This window comes from Pseudomonas sp. Je.1.5.c (genome assembly GCF_051129895.1).
Taxonomy (GTDB): Bacteria; Pseudomonadota; Gammaproteobacteria; order Pseudomonadales; family Pseudomonadaceae; genus Aquipseudomonas; species Aquipseudomonas urmiensis.
In genome coordinates this window covers 322,530-338,642 of record NZ_JBCPSP010000002.1, presented here as the reverse complement: position 1 = coordinate 338,642, position 16,113 = coordinate 322,530, and the positions used below count along the sequence as shown (strand labels likewise).

General features: G+C 62.8%; 14 protein-coding genes. 8 read left to right on the top strand and 6 right to left on the bottom strand.

Features of this window, described 5'->3' with window-relative positions; genetic code table 11:
- Positions 1-143: 143 nt before the first annotated feature.
- The gene (locus tag AAZU54_RS03445) at positions 144-611 is read left to right on the top strand and encodes a (2Fe-2S)-binding protein (protein WP_428624259.1); all 468 of its coding nucleotides are present in this window, start codon (positions 144-146) and stop codon (positions 609-611) included.
- A gap of 15 nt (positions 612-626) precedes the next feature.
- Positions 627-4,184, top strand: coding sequence for a molybdopterin cofactor-binding domain-containing protein (locus tag AAZU54_RS03440; RefSeq protein WP_434726535.1), 3,558 nt, complete (start codon positions 627-629; stop codon positions 4,182-4,184).
- A 3-nt stretch (positions 4,185-4,187) separates the two neighbouring features.
- On the opposite strand, the gene AAZU54_RS03435 is transcribed toward AAZU54_RS03440, so the two are convergent.
- Positions 4,188-4,826 (bottom strand): TetR family transcriptional regulator, encoded by a 639-nt coding sequence (locus AAZU54_RS03435; RefSeq protein ID WP_186553602.1) that lies wholly within the window; start codon positions 4,824-4,826, stop codon positions 4,188-4,190.
- A gap of 108 nt (positions 4,827-4,934) precedes the next feature.
- On the opposite strand from AAZU54_RS03435, the gene AAZU54_RS03430 reads away from it, so the two are divergent.
- Both AAZU54_RS03430 and AAZU54_RS03425 read left to right on the top strand, forming a co-directional pair.
- On the top strand, positions 4,935-5,897 hold the full coding sequence (locus AAZU54_RS03430) for an XdhC family protein (protein ID WP_186553601.1): 963 nt from the start codon (positions 4,935-4,937) through the stop codon (positions 5,895-5,897).
- Between the two features lie 316 nt (positions 5,898-6,213).
- On the top strand, positions 6,214-6,495 hold the full coding sequence (locus AAZU54_RS03425; RefSeq protein WP_186553600.1) for a DUF3077 domain-containing protein: 282 nt from the start codon (positions 6,214-6,216) through the stop codon (positions 6,493-6,495).
- 131 nt (positions 6,496-6,626) lie between these two features.
- Here the strand turns inward: AAZU54_RS03425 and AAZU54_RS03420 are convergent, their stop codons facing one another.
- Positions 6,627-7,535: a hypothetical protein gene (locus tag AAZU54_RS03420; RefSeq protein WP_405128991.1), complete on the bottom strand. Its 909-nt coding sequence runs from the start codon at positions 7,533-7,535 to the stop codon at positions 6,627-6,629.
- Between the two features lie 471 nt (positions 7,536-8,006).
- Between AAZU54_RS03420 and codB the strand changes: the two genes are divergently transcribed.
- The 4 genes from codB to AAZU54_RS03400 all read left to right on the top strand — a co-directional run bounded on the left by codB (position 8,007) and on the right by AAZU54_RS03400 (position 12,616).
- Positions 8,007-9,266: a cytosine permease gene (gene codB, locus AAZU54_RS03415; RefSeq protein WP_186553598.1), complete on the top strand. Its 1,260-nt coding sequence runs from the start codon at positions 8,007-8,009 to the stop codon at positions 9,264-9,266.
- The gene (locus AAZU54_RS03410; protein WP_434726534.1) at positions 9,263-10,480 is read left to right on the top strand and encodes a PucR family transcriptional regulator; all 1,218 of its coding nucleotides are present in this window, start codon (positions 9,263-9,265) and stop codon (positions 10,478-10,480) included. The genes codB and AAZU54_RS03410 overlap by 4 nt, the downstream gene beginning before the upstream one ends.
- A gap of 4 nt (positions 10,481-10,484) precedes the next feature.
- Positions 10,485-11,726 (top strand): cytosine deaminase, encoded by a 1,242-nt coding sequence (codA, locus tag AAZU54_RS03405; protein WP_186553596.1) that lies wholly within the window; start codon positions 10,485-10,487, stop codon positions 11,724-11,726.
- Positions 11,727-11,878: 152 nt separating this feature from the next.
- Complete coding sequence (locus AAZU54_RS03400) at positions 11,879-12,616, top strand: hypothetical protein (RefSeq protein WP_434726533.1); 738 nt, start codon at positions 11,879-11,881, stop codon at positions 12,614-12,616.
- Position 12,617: 1 nt separating this feature from the next.
- Here AAZU54_RS03400 and AAZU54_RS03395 read toward each other — a convergent pair whose 3' ends face one another.
- From AAZU54_RS03395 to AAZU54_RS03380, 4 genes are all read right to left on the bottom strand, one after another.
- Positions 12,618-13,157, bottom strand: a complete 540-nt coding sequence (locus tag AAZU54_RS03395) for a WYL domain-containing protein (RefSeq protein ID WP_186553594.1) — start codon at positions 13,155-13,157, stop codon at positions 12,618-12,620.
- A gap of 93 nt (positions 13,158-13,250) precedes the next feature.
- A complete protein-coding gene (locus AAZU54_RS03390; protein WP_434726532.1) occupies positions 13,251-13,694 on the bottom strand; it encodes a PaaI family thioesterase in 444 nt (147 codons plus the stop codon).
- Positions 13,695-13,788: 94 nt separating this feature from the next.
- Positions 13,789-14,790, bottom strand: a complete 1,002-nt coding sequence (locus AAZU54_RS03385; RefSeq protein ID WP_434726531.1) for a zinc-binding dehydrogenase — start codon at positions 14,788-14,790, stop codon at positions 13,789-13,791.
- Between the two features lie 141 nt (positions 14,791-14,931).
- On the bottom strand, positions 14,932-16,038 hold the full coding sequence (locus AAZU54_RS03380; RefSeq protein WP_434726530.1) for an alkene reductase: 1,107 nt from the start codon (positions 16,036-16,038) through the stop codon (positions 14,932-14,934).
- Positions 16,039-16,113: the final 75 nt, after the last annotated feature.

Below are 16,113 nucleotides of genomic sequence, written 5' to 3'. Positions count from 1 at the left end.
CCCCCAGAATCATCCCTGGCCTGCTTCTTGCCTGATCATTTCATGTAGTGAGTACTTACCTAAACAAGCGCACCATTTGAGTTGTTTGGTAGCGCCCAGGTACTCGCCCTGAACGGCATGCAACCACCAGAGATGAGCCAACAATGCAAACAACCATCTCCCTGCGAATCAACGGTCAGCCCGTCGAAGTCAGCGCCATGGCCGACACCCCCTTGCTGCTGATCCTGCGCAACGACCTGTGCCTGAACGGCCCCAAGTACGGCTGCGGCCTAGGCGAATGCGGAGCCTGCACGGTGATCATCGACGGCGTCGCCGCACGCTCCTGCGTGATCCCGCTGTCCGGCGCCGCCAACCGCGACATCACCACCCTCGAAGGGCTGGGCAGCAAGGCCGCGCCGCATCCGGTACAGCAGGCGTTCATCGATGAGCAGGCGGCCCAATGCGGCTACTGCATGAACGGCATGATCATGACCGCCAAGGCCCTGCTTGACCGCATCCCCGATGCCAGCGACGAGCAGATCCGCAACGAGCTGTCCGGCAACCTCTGCCGTTGCGGCACCCACGTCGAAATCCTGCGCGCCGTGCGCCGCGCTGCCGGCCGCCTGGCCTGAGATCCGGAGCTGAACATGAACCACTCACAACACGTTCCCAGCCGCGAGCAACTGCTGGGCAAAAGCAACGTATTGCTGATCGTCGACCAGATCACGCCGCCCTCCGGGCCGGTGGCCAAGGGCGTGACGCCCACGCTCAAGGCGCGCGAGCTGGCGCTGTTTCTTGCGGTCAGTGACGACGGCATGGTCTACGCCTTCAACGGCCACGTCGACCTGGGCACTGGCATTCGCACCTCGCTGGCGCAAATCGTTGCCGAAGAGCTCGACCTGCGCATGGATCAGGTGCACATGGTACTGGGCGACACCGAGCGCGCTCCCAACCAGGGCGCGACCATCGCCAGCGCCACCTTGCAGATTTCCGCCGTGCCGCTGCGCAAGGCCGCGGCCACGGCGCGGCGCTTCCTCCTGCAACAGGCTGCCCAGCGCTTGGGCTGTGCGCCAGATGCGCTGCGCATGGAGGAGGGCGCAGTGATCAGCAGCGACGGCCGTAGCCTGCGTTTTGCCGAGCTGGTTCAGGGCGACAACCAGCAACTACCGATTGCCGAGGATGCGCCGCTCAAGGCGGTCGACGACTATCGCCTGGTCGGTCGCAGTGCGGCGCGGGTAGACATCCCTGGCAAAGCCACTGGCGAGCTGACCTACGTCCACGACATGCGCCTGCCCGACATGCTCCATGGCCGGGTGGTCCGCCCACCCTACGCCGGCCACGACAGCGGCGACTTTGTCGGCAACAGCTTGCTGGCGGTGGACCATGACTCCATCGCCCATCTCCCCGGAGTGATCGCGGTGGTGGTGATCCGCGACTTCGTCGGTGTCGTCGCCGAGCGTGAGGAGCAGGCGATTCGCGCCGCCCAAGCGCTGAAGATCAGCTGGAAACCGCACACTGGCAAGCTGCCGGATCTGAGCGATATCGCCCAGGCGATCCGCGACAACCCCCGCGTGCAGCGTACCGTGCTGGATCAGGGCGATGTCGACGGCGGCATCGCCAATGCCAGTCAGCGCCTGAGCCGCAGTTATCTGTGGCCCTATCAGCTGCATGGCTCGATTGGCCCGTCGTGCGCCTTGGCCGATTTTACCGAGGGGCAGATCCGCGTCTGGTCCGGCACGCAGAACCCGCACCTGCTGCGCGCAGACCTGGCTTGGTTGTTGGCGTGCGACGAACAGCGCATCGAGATCATCCGCATGGAAGCCGCTGGCTGCTATGGCCGCAACTGCGCTGACGATGTCTGCGCTGACGCGGTGCTGTTGTCCCGTGCGGTCGGCCGCCCGGTGCGGGTGCAGCTGACCCGTGAGCAGGAGCATGCCTGGGAGCCCAAGGGCACCGCACAGTTGATGGAAATCGACGGCGGCCTGAATGCCGATGGCACAGTGGCCGCCTACGATTTCCAGACCAGCTATCCCTCCAACGGCGCACCCACCTTGGCCTTGCTGCTGACCGGCGCGGTAGAACCGGTGCCGGCGCTGTTCGAGATGGGCGACCGGACCTCGATCCCGCCGTATGACTATGAGCACATGCGCGTGACCATCAACGACATGACGCCGCTGGTGCGCGCGTCGTGGATGCGCGGTGTGTCGGCGATGCCCAACAGCTTCGCCCACGAGTCATACATCGACGAGCTGGCTTTTGCCGCAGGCGTCGATCCGGTCGAGTACCGCCTCAAGCATCTGTCCGATCCGCGCGCCATCGACTTGGTCAAAGCCACCGCCGAACGGGCCGACTGGCAGCCGCGCAGCGAACCCATGCAAACCCCGGCCGAAGGTGATGTGTTGCGTGGTCGGGGCTTCGCTTACGCGCGCTACATCCACAGCAAGTTCCCAGGTTTTGGTGCTGCGTGGGCTGCTTGGGTGGCCGATGTTGCGGTTGACCGGCGCACCGGCGAGGTGGCCGTGACCCGCGTGGTGATCGGTCATGACGCCGGGATGATGGTCAACCCCGAAGGGGTGCGGCATCAGATTCACGGGAATGTGATCCAGTCGACCAGCCGCGTGCTCAAGGAACAGGTGAGCTTCGAGGAGTCCACAGTGGCGAGCAAGGAGTGGGGTGGCTACCCAATCCTGACCTTCCCCGAGGTGCCGGCGATCGATGTGATGATGCTGCCGCGCCAACATGAACCACCGATGGGCAGCGGTGAGTCGGCTTCGGTGCCGAGCGCGGCGGCCATCGCCAACGCGATCTTCGATGCCACGGGTATCCGCTTTCGCGAACTGCCGATCACCGCCGAACGGGTGCGCGCGGCGCTGAACGCTGAAAACCAGGCCCCTGAGCCGCCAGCGCAGCCCGCGAGCAAACGCTCGAAATGGTGGTTCGGCTCGCTCGCCGGGGTAATCGGCGCGGCGTTGGGCATGGCGGCCACGGCGTTGCCCTGGCGCGCCGAGATCGCCCCGGTAACGCCACCGGCCGCTGGTAGCTGGTCGGCCTCGATGCTCGAACGTGGGCGCCAAGTGGCGGCGGCCGGTGATTGTGCGGTGTGTCATACGGTCAGCGGTGGCAAGGTCAATGTCGGCGGCCTGGCGATGGATACGCCGTTCGGCACGCTGTACAGCACCAACATCACCCCCGACCCGGAAACCGGCATTGGTCGCTGGTCATTCGCCGCGTTCGAACGGGCCATGCGCGAGGGCATCAGCCGCGATGGCCGCCACCTGTATCCGGCGTTTCCCTACACCTCGTTTCGCACTATCACCGACGCAGACATGCAGGCGCTGTACGCCTACCTGATGTCGCAGACCCCGGTCCGCCAGGAGGCGCCGGCCAACCAGATGCGTTTCCCGTTCAACCAGCGCCCGCTGATGGCGGGTTGGAACGCGCTGTTTCTCAAGCGCGGCGAATACCAGCCCGACCCGCAGCGCAGCGCACAGTGGAATCGTGGTGCCTATCTGGTCGATGGTCTGGGGCACTGCACTGCCTGTCATTCGCCGCGCAACCTGATGGGCGCGGAAAAGGGCGGTTCCAGCTATTTGGCCGGCGGTATGGTCGATGGCTGGGAAGCGCCAGCGCTGAACGCGCTAGGCAAGTCTGCGACGCCGTGGAGCGAGAGTGAGTTGTTCACGTATCTGAGCACTGGCTTTTCCGATACGCACGGCGTTGCCGCAGGCCCCATGGGGCCGGTGGTCAGCGAGCTGGCCAGCTTGCCGCAGAGCGATGTGCGGGCGATCGCCCATTACCTGACATCCCTCGACGGCACACCGCAGCAGGTTGCAGCCAAGCCCGCGCCACAAGTCGATTCGCAGGTTTCGTTGAGTAACGGTGAGCGCCTATTCAAGGGCGCCTGCCTGGCCTGTCACAGCGATGGGCTTGGGCCGAAACTGTTCGGCGTCAGCCCGTCGATGGCAGTCAATAGCAACGTCCATAGCGCGCTGCCAGACAACCTGCTGCGCGTGGTGCTACATGGCATTGCCCATCCAGCAACCCCCGACCTGGGCTACATGCCAGGGTTCAAGGACAGCTTGTCGGACCGCCAGGTAGCCGACCTTGCCGCTTACCTGCGCCAGCGTTTTGCTGGCAGCCAGCCGGCCTGGGAGGGGCTGCAGGCCAAGAGTGCTCAGGTGCGTGCCAATCCTGGCAGCCACTGAAGCTCAGCGGCGCAGGCCGCGCAGGGCCAGGTCGCTGATGAACGCCAGCCAGTCGGACTTGGCCTGCTTGTCGGCCAGGTCCACGGCAAGGAAGGAGCTGAGGGTGTAGCGGTTGGAGTTATAGAAGTAGCACAGCGAGGCGATCATCAAGTAGGTGTGCTTGATGTCGATATCGGCGCGGAACAGGCCCTGGGCCTGGCCCGCCTCGATGATTGGCCGCAATACGCCGACCGCCTCGCCGGACAGCGCCTTGAGGTTCTGCGACTTCTTGGCGTGCTTGCCCTGATGAAGGTTTTCTGTGGCCAGGATGGTGACGAATTCCGGGTGGCGCACGTAGTAGTTCCAGATGAACGCCACCAGTTCGCGCAGGGCGTTTTCAGGGTCGCAGAGGTCCAGGCGCAGCTTGGCTTCGGCTTGGTTGAAGCTTGCGTAGATATGCTCCAGCACGCTGATGAACAGCTGCTCCTTGTTGCCGAAGTAGTAATAGATCATGCGGTCATTGGATTTGGCCAACGAGGAGATCTGCTCGATGCGCCCACCGGTGAAGCCTTCCTTGCTGAACACCTTCACCGCGGCCTGGAGGATGTTGTGTTTGGTGCGGTCGGCCTGCTGGGCGCGAACGCCGGTTTTGCGAGTCTGCATGGGGGATCACTGTGCGGCTGGCAAGAGCGCTAACACTGCCATAGACCCTAGGGCCTTTGCGCGGCTTTTTTAGCAGAACGGTTAACGATGCCAATGAGGTAAGCGAACATGCAGCATCTTGATCTGCAGGTCATCGACAAGGCCCTGCAATGGGCGCGGGCCGGCGAGACGATCTGGCTTTGCACGGTACTGTCCACCTATGGCTCGGCCCCACGCTCCCCGGGCGCGATGCTGGTCAGCAATGGTGGGCTGGAATCCGTGGGCTCGTTGTCGGGTGGCTGCGTCGAGGAGGAGTTTCTCGCAAGCCTTGGGCGCGGAGCCTTTACCCGCGCGGCGCAGGTGGTGCGCTATGGCGATGGGCAGGCGCAGAGCCGCCGTTTGCGTTTGCCGTGCGGCGGCGTGCTGGTGGTGTTGGTCGAACGTCGTGAGTCGAATGCTCGCTGGCTGGCGCATTTGCAGGCGCTGCGCAGTGCGCTCCTGGGCCAGCAGCGGGTAACGCGCAGGATCGCGCTGGCAAGCGGCAGCTTCGAGGTTTATGCCGACAGCAGCGTTGCCGTGCGCCTGGCCGAGGAAGTGGTCGAGATCGGCATCGGTCCGGCACTGCGCTTGCTGCTGGCTGGGTTATCTCCGGTGGCCGAGGCCTGCGCTGCTATCGCCCGCACGCTCGGTTGCGAGGTCATCGCCTGTGATCCGCGTGAAGAGATGGCGCATGTGCAGCTTGAAGGCGTGCAGATGCATCGCGTGCTGCCCTCGTTGTTCATTGCCGAGGGTGGCTGCCATGGCGCTACGGCCGTGGTCGCACTGACGCACGATCCGAAGATCGATGACTTGGCCTTGCTGGAGGCGGTCGATACCCAGGCGTTCTACATCGGCGCCATGGGGTCGCTGGCAACTTCCGCCAAGCGTGCTGAGCGCCTGCGGCGTATCGGTGGATTGACCGAGGCGCAGATCAGACGCTTGCACATGCCAATCGGCCTGGACCTGGGAAGCAAGTCGCCGGCAGAGATCGCGCTGGCGGTCATGGCGGACGTATTACGGGTGTATCGAGGAAAAGCGCGGGACGCTTTGTAGAACCGTTCTTGCCGGCAGTGATCTCAAGCAAGTCGGTAATTTGTAGGAAAGCGCGCTTTTCTTCCTCAATTCTTGTAGTCCAATTCCCAAGGGCGTCGTTTCCCTGCTCAGCCCATTGTGACGCCCCGGCGGCACGTCTAGTCTCGCCGTGCCTGTCGCGCTTCACTCCAGCATCCACCAGTCCCACGGGCAGAGATTCGCGTAGGGTTGCGTTGAATCGGTCTGGCAGGTGCTGGGGTGTTGCGCGAGAGGTCCTATCGATCATGGACAAGAGAAGGGCAGCACAATGGACGACCAAGCGCTGTTGAACCAGATTATGAAATTGAAGACCACAGGTGTGGCCACGTTTGCCTGCGATACGCCCAAGGGCAAAGTCGAGCTGTTGCGGGTGATGCCAGGGCTGGCAGCCGAAGAGGTGCTGCAGGACGTGGTGAAAATGTTGAGCTGTATGACCGAGCTCACCCGCCGCGCCATGGCCCGGCCGGACGATGTGGAAGTGTTGATGCGGTCGGGTTACTACCTCAATGGCATGGCCAAGGCGTTGGTAGAGGATCTGTTGCTGGGCTTGCATGGCGAGTCGGGAGCGACAGCGCATTAAGTTTTGCGGACATCGGCCGTAATCGGGGGACAAGTAGCAGCGGCGCACCGCCGCTGCTAATGATTTGCGCCATCACCGGGCTTGCATTGGTCCTGTTCTGCGAAAGCGCAGTGATTCGCCCGTTCGCCTCATTATCGAGCCGAGGTACCCAGCAATGCCTCGATCTCAGTCAAGCTCTTCTTCGCCGGCACACAGGTGATCGGTTCGAAACGATAGCCAAGCTTGTCGTCAGCGATAGCGATGGCAGCAGTATCGTTCGCAAGTGGGGCAATCATGGCACCACGCTTGTCCGAAAGGCCGCAGTAGGAAGCCGGCAACGTGAAGGCAGCGAAGGCAATTGCCTCGCGTGCTGGTTTTTCATACGTCGATTTGCGTGAGAGTTCGGCCATCGCAGTCAGCGCTATCAACGCACATAGGTAGATCGCCACCACCGCAGCCAAGTCAGGCAACGCGTCATATTTCTGTTTTTTGCGCATGCTGAAGTAGTCGCGCACCATAGAGCGCAGCATCAGGAACAACGAGCCGAACACCACCGCCCCCAGCGCTATCGCCACGCCCGCCGACCACAGTGACACAGTCATGATCACACTCAGCAGAAGTTGTGCGCCGACCAACTCGCGTGGTGGCAAGTGGGTCAGCTCGGCAATGACGTGATCGGCGAGAACCTTCGAGAGTGTCGCCACCCCGATCGCCAGCAGACCTGCCAGGGATTTCCACGGCAGGCGGTCGCGCAGTTTGCTGATCTCGAAGTAGCAGTACAGGAAGGCCATTCCAGACAACCAGGTCAAACCCAGCAGTGATCGGCCGAAGAGAGGGTTGAGCGGCATGCCCAGCTTGGCCAGGGCGCCAGTGGCGTAAAGAACGACAGCAAAGAAGCCGAAGATCATCATCACATGCCGCGTCAACGACCAGTCCTTGACGATCAGGTAGCGGCGATAGCACCAGACCCGTTTGCGTGGTGTGGCATAGACATTGGCGCTATAGCCCGATAACGCCGGGGCGATGATGAACAGGGTGACGCAGAGCAGTACCTCAAGCATTGCCTTTCCTTGTTTGATCTCTCTTGCCCGCCGGTCGAGCTGGCGACCGGCGCGGCGTCCATGGGTGCAGTGCGCACGTGGCGCGGGTTGCGATTGTGCAGGCCATGGCAGAGAGATGCATCCCTAAGGAAGGCATTTCGGAAGCGTCTGACGTGATGCAGAAGCTTGGTAGTGGGAAGTGTTAAGCAAAACGCCGATGGAAGGGGCTGAGCATGCGGTCCAGGGTAAATAGCGGTCAAGCCCAGCTCGGTTGCCTTCGTTTCTGAACTACTCAGCACGTCCCCAAACAGTGCAGGCATGCTTTAAAATGAGTCTCCAAGCACAATAATTTTGCCTTTAGTTGGTTTTAGCTATGCATGTTGCATATAAATCGATATTCGAATTGCTGACTTTTTCCACCTGCTCCTCGTGCCGCCTAAGCGGCCCACATATTGCTCTAGCTGCTGCCATCGACAACCCGGAGCCCCAGCCATGAGCGCGCCCAGCGAATTCCCCCTCTCAGAAGCCCCCCAATCAGCCCGCAAGGGCCTGCTACCGATTGCCATGGTGCTGTTCAGCTTCACCTTCTTCACCGGCACGATGTTCGCCGGCGGCAAGCTGGGCATGGCCTTCAACTTCGTCGACATGCTGTGGATCGCGACCATCGGCAACAGCTTGCTGGCGTTGTACGCCGCCACCTTGGCCTTCATCGCCTCGCGCAGCGGTTTGAACACGGTGCTGATGGGGCGCTTCTGCTTTGGCGAGGCAGGCAGCCGGCTTTCGGATTTTCTCCTGGGCTTTGCCGAACTGGGCTGGTACGCCTGGGGCACGGCGACGGTGGCGATCGTGCTGGTCAAGCTTCTTGGCCTGGCCGATGGTTTTACCATCCCGCTGATGGTGTTGTTTGGCCTGGGCTTTAGCATCACCGCAATCATCGGTTTCAAGGGCCTGGACCTGCTGTCGCGGGTGTCGGTGCCATTGATGTTCGTCTTGCTGGTGGTGTCGATGGTCATCGCTACCCGCGATGCCGGGGGCTTTGCCGGGCTGGCGGCGGTCATACCGCATGAGGCGATGAGCTTTTCCGCGGCGGTGACCATGGTCTTTGGGACCTTCGCCAGCGGCGCCACCCAGGCCACCAACTGGACGCGGCTGTCGCGCAGCGGGCGGGTGGCAGTGACTGCGAGTGTGGTGAGTTTTCTGCTGGGTAACGGGCTGATGGTGGTCGCGGGGGCCTGGTGTGCGATGGTCTACCAGCAGGCGGATATCGTCGAGGTGATGATCCTCCAGGGCCTGTCGTTCGCGGCGGTGGTGATGCTCTGCCTGAACCTGTGGACTATCCAGGGGCCGACCATCTACAACGTTTCGGCGGCGGCCTGCCATTTGCTGCGCAGCGAGCGTCGGCGCACGGCGACCCTGGTCGCGGCGGCGGTAGGCATCGTGCTGGCGATTGGCGGTATGTACGAGTTGCTGATCCCGTTCCTGGTGCTGTTGGGCTCGATCATTCCGCCTGTGGGCGGAGTGATCATGGCCGACTTCTGGTATCGCCACCGTGGTCAGTATCCGGCCTTGGCGTCGGTAAGCCTGCCGCGCTACAACCTCAAGGGCTTGTCAGCCTACGCGGTAGGCGCGTTGTTGGCCTATTGCTCGCCGTGGGTTGCGCCACTGGTGGGGATTGGCGCCTCGGCGCTGTGCTACATCCTGCTGCTTGAACTCAGTGGCCGGCGGCGCACCCTGGCGCAGGTCGAGCCGTGAGCCTGGCGCTGGAAGAGATCCTCTGTCTGCCTGGGCTGCAGGACATGGCTGTTCGCGCTGGGGCGCGCAACCTGCAGCGGCGCGTGCGCTGGCCTTATGTGGCAGAGAACGAGGGCATCGCCGAGTGGGTGATGGGCGGCGAGCTGGTGTTCGTCACCGGCATCAACCATCCGCGCGGCGAGGCCAATCTGTTGAGCCTGGTCGAAGACGGCGAGGCGGTTGGCATTGCCGGGATGGTGATCCTCACCGGCGGCACGTTCATCCAGGGTATTCCGACCGCGGTGATCGCGCGCGCCGAGCAGTTGGGCCTGCCGCTGATCGAGCAGCCCTATGCGCTGAAGATGGTGGTGGTCACTCATTTGATCGGTACGGCGCTGGTGCAGATGAGCCAGGTACGGCGCTCGCGCAACGATATCCTGGGCCAATTGCTGACTGGGGATTACCCAAGCCTGGCCATCGCCCGCCAGCGCGCAGCGCACCTGGAACTGGCGCTGGATAGGCCGCGGCGTTTGGTGGCGCTACGCCTGTCGGCGGTCGATGAGTTGTTCGAGCGCCATGGTCCGGCGCACGGTGAGCGTCTCTGGCAAAGCACCCGCCAAGCGCTGGAAGATCATCTTCACGCCTGGTGCCGTAATCGCCCAGGCGCGGTGATGGCGCAGTTGCCGGGCGATCTGTTGGTGCTGTTGTTGGCCGAGGATGGCGACCTGCGCATGGCCTTGGCCGAGTTGCATCGGCAGCTGCTGGAAGTGGCGGGGGAGATGGGCCTGTTCATGGGCCTGTCGAGCCTCGCCGAGGACTGCGCGCATTACCGCCAGGCCCTAAATCAGGCGCGCCAGGCCCTGGAGGTGGCGCAAAACCTGCGACCAGCCACGGGCCTGTGCGACTTCAGCGAGCTAGGTGTATTGCGCTTGCTGCAAGGCATCGTCGACCGCTCGCTGATCGACGACTTCGTCGGCCAGACCCTCGGCCCGTTGATCACGCCTGGGCGCAAAAACCCGTATTCGCTGGTGCACACCCTCGACGCGCTGCTCAAGGAAAACGGCAATGGCCTGAAGGCCGCGCAGCGTCTGGGTTTGCACCGCAACACCATCAACCAACGTATGCAACGTATCGAGCAATTGAGCGGGCAGTCGCTGGACGACCCGCTTTTCCGTATGAATGCTTCGGTCGCTATGCTGATATGGCGCATGACCGAAACCCAAGGCAAGGAGTAACCCCATGAACATCATCAACGCACGCCTGCGTGGCAAACCCGGCCTGTTTCGGATCGAACTCAACGGCGAGCGCATCGCCGCCATCGAGCCGCAAAACGCGGCGCTGGCGCTGAGCAATGCCGATGACCTGGACGCCCAGCAGAACCTGGTGGTAGCGCCGTTCATCGAGCCGCATATCCACCTCGACGCCACGCTCACCGCCGGCGAGCCGAATTGGAACATGAGCGGTACGTTGTTCGAGGGCATCGAGCGCTGGGCCGAGCGCAAAGAACTCAATACCCACGAAGACACCAAGACCCGCGCCACCAAGACCATCGGCATGCTGGTCGATCACGGCATCCAGCATGTGCGTACCCACGTCGACGTGACTGACCCCAAGCTGACGGCGCTTAAGGCGATGATCGAGGTGCGCGAAGAAGTTCGTCACCTGATCGATCTGCAGATCGTGGCTTTCCCGCAGGAGGGCATCGAGTCGTACGCCAATGGCCGGGCGCTGATGAGCGAGGCGGTGGCGATGGGTGCCGATGTGGTCGGTGGTATTCCGCACTTTGAGAACACCCGTGACCAGGGCGTGTCGTCGATCAAGTTTCTGATGGACCTGGCCGAGCGCAGCGGCTGCCTGGTGGATGTGCACTGCGACGAGACCGATGACCCGCAGTCGCGCTTTCTCGAAGTATTGGCCGAGGAAGCGCGGGTGCGTGGCATGGGCGCGCGGGTCACTGCCAGCCATACCACGGCCATGGGCTCCTACGACAATGCCTACTGCTCCAAGCTGTTCCGTCTGTTGAAGATGAGTGGGATCAACTTTGTTTCCTGTCCGACCGAGAGCATCCACCTGCAGGGGCGTTTCGATACCTATCCCAAGCGCCGTGGCCTGACCCGGGTGGCCGAAATCGACCGGGCGGGGATGAATGTGTGCTTTGGCCAGGACTCGATCGTCGACCCGTGGTATCCGCTGGGCAATGGCAACATCTTGCGCATTCTTGAGGCGGGGCTGCACATCTGCCACATGCTCGGTTATGAAGATTTGCAGCGTGGGCTGGACCTGATTACCGATAACAGTGCCCGCACCCTCAACCTGGGTGAGCGCTATGGCATCGAGGTGGGGCGGCCGGCGAATCTGCTGTTGTTGTCGGCGCCGGATGATTACGAGATGGTTCGCAGCCAAGGGCATGCGTTGGTGTCGGTGCGTGCTGGCAAGGTATTGATGCGCCGCACGCCAGCGCAGGTTCAGCGGTTTGCTTGAGGTGTAGAGGCTGGGGCTGCAAAGCAGCCCCAAAAATTTCACTCATCGGCGTTGCGCGGCTTCAATTCACAATTGCCCCACAGGCCGATCGGTGGCAGGCTTTGCCGGCGCTTTTGCATCACCCACACTGCGAACAATAAGGAACCGCCAAGGTGAGTTGGGAAAAAGTCGGGAAGTCCCTCGTGGGCCTGTTGGTCGTCGGCGCCTGCGCAGCAGGGCTGTATACCGCCTTCAAGGAAGAACCAACCCTGCAGGCACGCCTGACCTACGCCTACCTGACCTACCCGAGCCAGTTCAACGAGCGCATCAGCAAGGCCAATGACTTGCTCAAGTACGAGCGCCTGCATGAGCAGATGAGCGATATCAGCAAAGGCCTGCTCGGCCACCAGCAGCTCGACAAACTGGTCGACGTCGCCCAGGAACCCTACCTGCAGCTGTTCGCCAAGCCGTTCGAAGCAGGGCTGGTCGACCATCGCACCGGCTTGCAGATCGAGCTGGAAAATACCAGCGATAGGGCACTCAAGGACGTGCAGATCCGCCTGCCGGCCAAAGGCCTGGTGCAGGTGCGTGACGATGCCGGCAACGATGCGATTCCCCAGGCGGCGACCAATATCATCGACATTCCGAGCATCGCCGGGCGTGCGGCGTGCAAGGTGTGGATCTATTTTGATTCCGATTACTCGCAGATTCGCCAGGGTGGCCTGAGCATCCGCCATGCCGATGGGCTGGCACAGATCAGCACCTACCGCGAATACATAGGCTTGCCCGCAACGGTGGCCAAGTACAGCCAGCTGCTAATAGCACTGCTGGTGGTACTGACCCTGACAGTGCTTGGCCTGGGCTACACCTGCCTGCGCCGAGAGCGCAGCGCCTCGAGCGCGTCCAGATAACTCACTCGCCGTCGTGCAGCGCCAGGCTCTGGCGCAGTTGCGCAAGCATTGCCGTGCGTAGCTGCGCGGGCGCGTGCAGCTGAATCGCCCCGGCGTGGGCCAGCAGCCAGCCCAGCAAGGGGCGATTGTCTTCGACGGTAGCCTCAAGGTGAGCGCTGCCGTCTTCCTGATAGTCCAGGCGCATATCCGCAGAAAGCGGCTGTTGTTGCAGGCGCTGGGCCAGTGCCGGGTTGACCCAGGCGCGTAACGCCACCTGCTGTGGTCGGTCGATATCGTTCGGTTGCAGCAGCTGCGCCTCGCCCAGGCTCAAGCCCGGTTGCCAGTACCAACCGTAGGGCATGCCCTTGCTGTTGCAGTGCAAGGGGAACAACCCGGCCAGCTCATTCAGATCACGTTCCACCGTGCGCTTGCTGGTCGAGTGACCTATCTTGGCCAACGCCTGTTGCAATTGGGTGGAGCTCAAGCCCGGATGATGGTCGGGCAGCAGCTTGAGCAACTGCCACTGACGGGCGATGGTGTGGCGAGTGGGATTGCTGGGCAAAACACGGATCCTTGGCGCAGCGGGTGGCTCGCCTAGCTAGTGGCAATTGGCTATTGCTGCGCAGCATACCTTGGCACAGGATGGGATCCAAATTTAGTTAGCGCTTTCGCGCAAGGGTTGCCGGATGACTTCGTATATTGCAGTTCCTTTGACGACCAGCGTGCCTTGCTCATCCCAGAGCTCACCTCTGGCATAACGCCTATGTCCTCTGGACATGTATTGGGTACCGACGCCGACGAAGCGCCCAGGAGTGACAGGCACCCGCAGTTGGATATCCAGCCCAGTACAGCGGGCCACTTGGTTACTGGCGAGCATGGCGAAGACTGCCGGCCCCATGCATTCCTCGATCATCGCCGAGAGCATACCGGCGTGGATAAAGCCCTGTTCGTTGGTCAGGGATGACGTAGCCGTGAACAGCACCTCGGCCTGGCGCTTGACCTTGTGATACAAGATCAGCTGCCAGCCGAGCAGGCTGGCAGCGTGAGGCAACGAATGCTGGCCATCGGTGGTTCTGCAGAACAGCGTGTCCTTGTCCATCAGGTGATGCGCTCCATAGCCGGGGGCATCACCTAGCCTGCAATGGACAGTGGATCAGGTCTACTGGCAAAAATGCCAGGTGTGCAGCTAGGCCTTACCTGCTTGCAGGCCGGCTCAACTGCGCCACCCATTTGCCCACGCTATTGCCCTCTTTGAGCTGGCGCAGAGCCTGGGGCAGCTCAGCGAAGTCGAACAGCCGGCGTTGCGGGGTGAGCAGTTGGCCGTCGGCGACGTGTTGCAGCAACTGCTGCGCTGCGGCCCGCAGTGCCTGATGATCGAGTAGGCGGCCGTAGGCGTGAATGCTGTTCAGGGCGACTTCATGCAGTGAAATCGCGCTGCTGAAGGCGGGCAGTGGCGCGGTTTCCTGGCGGTCCTGAATGCATACCAAGTGGCCGTTGTAGCCGAGCAGAGGGGCGAGGCTGGCAGCGTGGGCGCCGCTGACGGTGTCGAACAGCGCATGCAGAGGGCGCTCGCCCAAGGCGCTTTGCAACTGTGCCTGCCACTGAGCGTTGTGGTAGTCGAACACATCGATCACCCCTAGGGCCTTGAGCGCTGCATGGTGCTGCGGGCCAGCCGTGGCCCATACGCGCAAGCCGCGTTGTACGGCCAGTTGCGCGAGGTAGAAACCCACCGCGCCACCGGCGCCGATCACCAGCACATCGGTTGCAGCGCCTTGGGGGACTTTGCCCAGCGCCTGCCAGGCAGTGATGGCGGGGCAGGGTACGGCGGCAGCGACGCTGTCATCAATAGTGGCTGGCAATTGCATGAGCAAGTAGGCGTCGACCAGGCAGTACTCGGCGAAGCTGCCATCGCGTGAGAGCGACTGGTGATAGGCGACGCGGGTGCCGCGCGGGATGTCTACGCCAGCGCCGACGGCTGCGACGACGCCAACCCCGTCAACCCCGGGCACGGTGCCCTGGTGCCAGTCGGGGTGGCCCCATTCGCAGATCTTCCAGTCCACCGGGTTGAGGCCGATGGCGCGGTTGGCCACCAGCACTTCGCCGGGGCCAGGTTGCGCCAAGGGTTTGCTGATCAGTTGCAGGCCATCGAGGCCAGCGCCTGGGGTCCAGCCCCAGGCTTGGTAGGTGTTGGACATGAGGGAGTCCTCGGGTTTAGGGCGTGTGGTTGTGTTGGGTAGTGCTGGCCTCTTCGCGGGCAAGCCCGCTCCCACAGGTACTGCACCCACCTGTGGGAGCGGGCTTGCCCGCGAAGAGGGCGGATCTGTCCCGAGTCACTATCAGGCTGTCTGCAACGTTGGGTAATCAGTCAGCCCTTGGGCATCACCCCCAAACAGGGTGGCGCGTTCATGCTCGGCCAGCGGCGCATGCTGGCGCAGGCGCTCGGGCAGGTCGGGGTTGGCCACGAACGGCCGGCCAAAACCGATCAAGTCAGCCCAGCCCGCTTGCAGCGCCTCACGCGCACGCTCGCCAGTGTATTTGCCGGCATACACCATCACCCCTGGGAACACCTCGCGCAGTTGTTGCTTAAAGGACACTGGCATGTCTGGCGCATCATCCCAATCAGCTTCGGCGATATGTAGGTAACCAATACCGATCTCGCCCAGCCGCTTGGCGGCAGCGGTGTACGTGGTGACCGGATCTGCATCGATACAGCCATTGAGGGTCGTCAGCGGCGCCAGGCGTACGCCGACCCGGCTGCGCTCGCCAGTGCCATCGACCAACGCGCGGGTCACTTGATCGAGAAAGCGCAGGCGGTTTTCCAGCGAACCGCCGTAGCCATCGGTGCGGTTGTTGGCCTCAGAGTCGAGGAACTGGTTGACCAGGTAGCCATTGGCGGCATGCAGCTCGACGCCATCGAAGCCAGCTGCCATGGCATTGCGCGCGGCCTGGCGATACTGCTCGACAATTTGCCCGATCTCCTCTTCAGCCAGTGCTCGCGGCTGCGATGCCTGGACAAAGCCTGGGCTGCCATCGGGGTTGTCGATGAACACATTGACCCCGACCGCCTGCACCGCCGAGGACGACACTGGCGCCTGGCCGCCGAGCAAGCTGCTGTGGCTCAAGCGACCGACATGCCACAGCTGGGCAAAGATCCGCCCGCCTGCGCCATGCACTGCTTCGGTAACCAGCCGCCAGCCGTCGATCTGCTGCTGGCTGTAGATGCCTGGCGTGCGCGCATAGCCCTTGCCCAATGGCGAGATCCAGGTGCCTTCGCTGACGATCAAACCGGCGCTGGCGCGCTGGGCGTAGTACTCGGCCATCAGCGCCGTGGGCACGTCACCCGGTTGCGCGGCGCGTGAGCGGGTCATCGGCGGCATAAGAATGCGGTTGGGCAACTGCAGGCCACCCAGTGGCAGGGGTTGGAACAGCGGGTCGTTGCGCATGGCGGTCTCCGGGGAAAGTCGATGGGGTGATTCTCGGTAGCAGCGCAGCAGGGAAACAGCCGCCGTGAGGACAAT